This is a genomic window from Pseudonocardia pini, from assembly GCF_013870575.1.
In the GTDB taxonomy this organism is placed as follows: domain Bacteria; phylum Actinomycetota; class Actinomycetes; order Mycobacteriales; family Pseudonocardiaceae; genus Pseudonocardia; species Pseudonocardia pini.
Window position 1 is genome coordinate 1 of sequence record NZ_JACBXB010000532.1, and the last position, 3,924, is coordinate 3,924.

At 74.7% G+C, this 3,924-nt stretch carries 4 protein-coding genes; all 4 read left to right on the forward strand.

The genetic code is table 11. The features are described from left to right. Positions 1-1,257 (forward strand): class I adenylate-forming enzyme family protein (locus H5J29_RS24060; RefSeq protein WP_181783307.1); only part of this gene is annotated, 1,257 nt, incomplete at its 5' end. Then, positions 1,254-2,189, forward strand: coding sequence for an LLM class flavin-dependent oxidoreductase (locus tag H5J29_RS24065; protein WP_220187848.1), 936 nt, complete (start codon positions 1,254-1,256; stop codon positions 2,187-2,189). The genes H5J29_RS24060 and H5J29_RS24065, both read left to right, overlap by 4 nt. 1 nt (position 2,190) lies before the next feature. Then, complete coding sequence (locus tag H5J29_RS24070) at positions 2,191-2,922, forward strand: SDR family NAD(P)-dependent oxidoreductase (RefSeq protein ID WP_181783308.1); 732 nt, start codon at positions 2,191-2,193, stop codon at positions 2,920-2,922. Further along, positions 2,919-3,924 (forward strand): FAD-binding oxidoreductase (locus H5J29_RS24075; protein ID WP_312858376.1); only part of this gene is annotated, 1,006 nt, incomplete at its 3' end. The genes H5J29_RS24070 and H5J29_RS24075, both read left to right, overlap by 4 nt.

Consider the following 3,924-nt stretch of genomic DNA (forward strand, 5'->3'; position numbering starts at 1 on the left):
CCGCCCGGCGGCACCGCGGAGGGCCTGTCCACCGCGCTTACGCGGACCGGGGCGCGCCTGGTGGTCGGCGCGATCGGGGGACACGACGAGGTCGTCGCCGACCTCGGGGCCGTGAGCGCCGCCGTCGCGGAGGACGGCACCCTGGCCGCCATCGGGGAGCTGGCGCCGCCTCCCGCGCCGTCCCGTCGTCCGCCGGGCCTCGACCGCGCCCACTTCGTCACCTTCACCTCCGGGTCCACCGGCACACCGAAGGCCGTGGTCCACACCGCGGACACGATGGCGTACTCGGCCCGCCACTCCGTGGAGCGGACGGGCGCTGGAGCCGGAGCGGTGCTGGGGCTCGTCGCGCTGTCGCACGCGGCCGGGCTGGCCTTCTCGGTCTTCGCGGCACTCCCGCAGGGCCGTGACCTGGTCCTCTACGACGGCCGGTGGGCCCCGGGCCGGGCTCTCGACATGGTCGACGGGCACGGCGTGGCGTGGACGCTCAGCGTCCCGACCCACCTGAGCGACATGGTCACGGCGGCGGAGGAGCGGGACTGGTCGCCCGGCCCCGGCGGCCTCACGTTCGCGTGCGGAGGCGCGTCGGTGTCGCCGGACCTCGTCCGGTCCGCCGCCGCGCGCGGCATCGCCGTGTGCCGCATGTACGGCCTCTCGGAATGCCTCGGGCACACCGCGACCCACCGCGACGAGCCCGTCGAGGTCCGGGCCGCCCACGACGGGACGGTCTTCCCCGGCTCGGAGGTCGTCACCCTCGACGCCGACGGGACCGTCCTTCCCCCCGGCAGCCCGGGCCAGGGCGCCAGCACCGGCCCAGCACTGTTCCTCGGCTACCTCGAGGACGAGACCGACCACGAGGCGCTCACCGCCGAGGGCCACCTCCCGACCGGCGACCTCATGGAGGTCGACGAGGACGGGCGGGTCGCCGTCGTGGGCAGGGTGAAGGACATCATCATCCGCGGGGGCGAGAACGTGGACCCGGGCCAGGTCGAGGCGGACGTGGTCGGGCATCCCGCCGTGCGCCGCGCCGCGGCCGTCGGCTATCCCGACCCCCGGCTCGGCGAACGCATCTGCGTCTGGGTCGAGACCGACGACGGGGCCCTGGACCGGGACGGACTCGCCACCTTCCTGCTCGGCCGCGGGGTTCCGAAGCTCCGGATCCCGGACATGGTCCGGGTCCTGGAACGGCTGCCGGTGAGTGCGGTCGGCAAGATCGACAAGCGCGCGCTCCGGAAGACGATCGAAGAGGTGCAGCAGTGACGGTGTCCATCGGCCCGGTCCGCGTCGGACTGGGACTGCTCGACGGGAACGAGGCCGTCGGCAGGCGGGAGTTCCTGGACTCGGCCGCGGCCGCGGGGATCGACCACGTCGTCAACTGGGACCACGTGAGCTTCCGCGGGGGCTGGGGGACCGACGGGCTCGTGCGGTCGACCGCCGACCTGTGCCTGAACGAGTCCATCGGGGCCTACGTCAGCGTGTATCTCCTCGCGCTGCGGCACCCGGTCCTCGTGGCTCGCCAGCTCGCCTCGCTGGGGGAGATCGCGCCCGGCCGCCTGGTGCTCGGGGTCGGGGTGGGTGGCGACGACCGGGCCGAGGTGCTCAGCGCGGGTGTCGACCCGCGGACCCGGGGCCGGCGGATGGACGAGAGTCTCACGGTGCTGCGCCGCCTCCTCGCCGGTGAGACCGTCACGTTCCACGGCGAGTTCTTCACCCTCGACGAGGTGCGGGTGCTCCCCGCTCCCGCACCGCCGATCCCGATCGTCGTCGGAGGTCGGTCGGACGCGGCCGTCCGCCGGGCGGGTCTGCTGGGCGACGGCTGGGTGGGCGTGTGGTGCAGCGCGAACCGTTTCCGGGAGGCCACCGCGCGGGTGGACGCCGAGGCCCGTGCGGCCGGGCGGTCCCTGGCGGGCGACCTCCACACGATGCAGATCTGGGCCGGGATCGGCGACGGCGCCCTCGACGCTGAGGAGCAGGTCCGCACCGGCATCGAGGGGTTCGTGAAGCTGCCCTTCGACGGGTTCGCGAAGTACTGCGCCTGGGGCGACGCCGCCGCCATCGCCGACTACGCCCGGCCCTACCTCGAGGCGGGCTGCCGCCGATTCAACTTCGTCGGCTGTTCCCGGGACCCGTCCGCCGCCGCCGAGGTCATCGGCGAGGTCGCCGGGATCCTGCGCCGACTCGGTGGGACCTGAGGTGGCGCCGCCCGTCCCCCGCCGCGCCGCGCTGGTGACCGGGGGGTCCAGCGGCATCGGAAGGGCCTTCGCGCTCGCCCTCGCGGAGGACGGGTACGACCTCACCCTGGTGGCCCGGACCGCCGAGAAGCTGGCCGTCGTCGCCCGCGAGGTCGAGGCGCGCGGGGGCACGGCGAACGTGGTGGTCGGCGACGTCTCCGACGAGGGGTCCGTGGCGGCCTCGGTGGCCTCGCACGTCGACCGGTTCGGGCGGCTCGACGTGCTCGTGAACAGCGCGGGCCTCGGGATCGGTGAGCCGGTCGGAGCCGTGACGACCCGCAGGCTCGACCGGCAGCTCAGCGTGAACGTCCGCGCGACGGTGCTCTTCTGCCGGGAGGCGCTGGGGCTGCTGACCGCCGCCGGTGCCGAGCACGGCCGGGCGCTCGTGCTGAACCTGTCCTCGTCCGCGGGCAGGCGAGGGGTGGGCGGGTTCTCCGTCTACTCGGCCACGAAGTTCGCCGTCGTCGGGTTCACGGAGGCGCTGGACGCGGAGCTGGCTGGCACCGGCGTCAAGGCGACCGTCCTGTGCCCTTCGCTGGTCCGGACCCCGATGTCCGAGGGCGTGCACGCCGCCGACGGCGTCGCCCTCCTGGAGACCGACGACCTGGTGAAGGTGCTGCGGCTGCTCCTGGACCTGTCGCCGGGATGCCAGGTGCCCGAGCTGCGGATGTCGCCGCCGGGCGGTGGGTCGTGACCGAGACCCCGTCGGAGACCGCCGAACTGCTCGCCGCGCTGCGCCGCGAAGGGGTCGCGGAGGTCCGTGGGGACGCCGCGATCCGTGCGGCCTACAGCTCCGACGCCTCGCTCTACCGGGTACCCCCGCGCGCCGTGGCCTTCCCGCGAAACGCCGACGAGGTGAGCGCGGCCGTCTCCGTCGCCCGGGCGTGCGGGGTGCCGGTCACCGCGCGCGGTGCGGGGACCTCCGTCGCGGGGAACGCGATCGGTCCGGGCCTGGTGCTCGATCTCAGCAGGCACATGGACTCGGTCCTGCGCATCGATGCCGAGGAACGGACGGCGGTCGTCCAACCGGGCGTGGTCCAGGCCCACCTGCAGGCCCGCGCGGCGCCGGTCGGCCTGCGTTTCGGCCCCGACCCGTCGACGCACTCCCGCTGCACCATCGGCGGGATGATCGGCAACGACGCCTGCGGGAGCCGGTCCCTCGGGTACGGGCGCACATCGCACAACGTCGCCGGTCTGACGGCGGTCACCGGGACCGGCGAGGTGCTGCGCACCGGCCTCGTCACGGACGGGTTCGACGCGGGGAGGGAGGCGTTGCGGGCGCTCGTCGAGCAGCATCTCGCACCGATCCGCACCGAGCTCGGGCGGTTCGGCCGCCAGATCTCCGGCTACGCCCTCCACCACCTGCTCCCCGAACGGGGATTCGACCTCACACGGATGCTGGTCGGGTCCGAGGGGACCCTGGCGATCACCACGGAGGCGACGGTCCGGCTGGTCGTGGACCCGCCGGTCCGGGTGCTCGTCGTCCTGGGCTACGACGACATCGCCTCCGCCGGGGACGCGGTGCCCGCGATCCTGCCCCACCGGCCGTCGGCCTGCGAGGGCCTGGACTCCCGGATCGTCGACGTCCTGCGCGAGCGGCGCGGACGGGGTGCGGTGCCCGCGCTGCCCGAGGGGGCCGCCTGGTTGTTCGTCGAGTTCGCCGGGAACGACCGCACCCTGCTGGGCGATCGGTGCC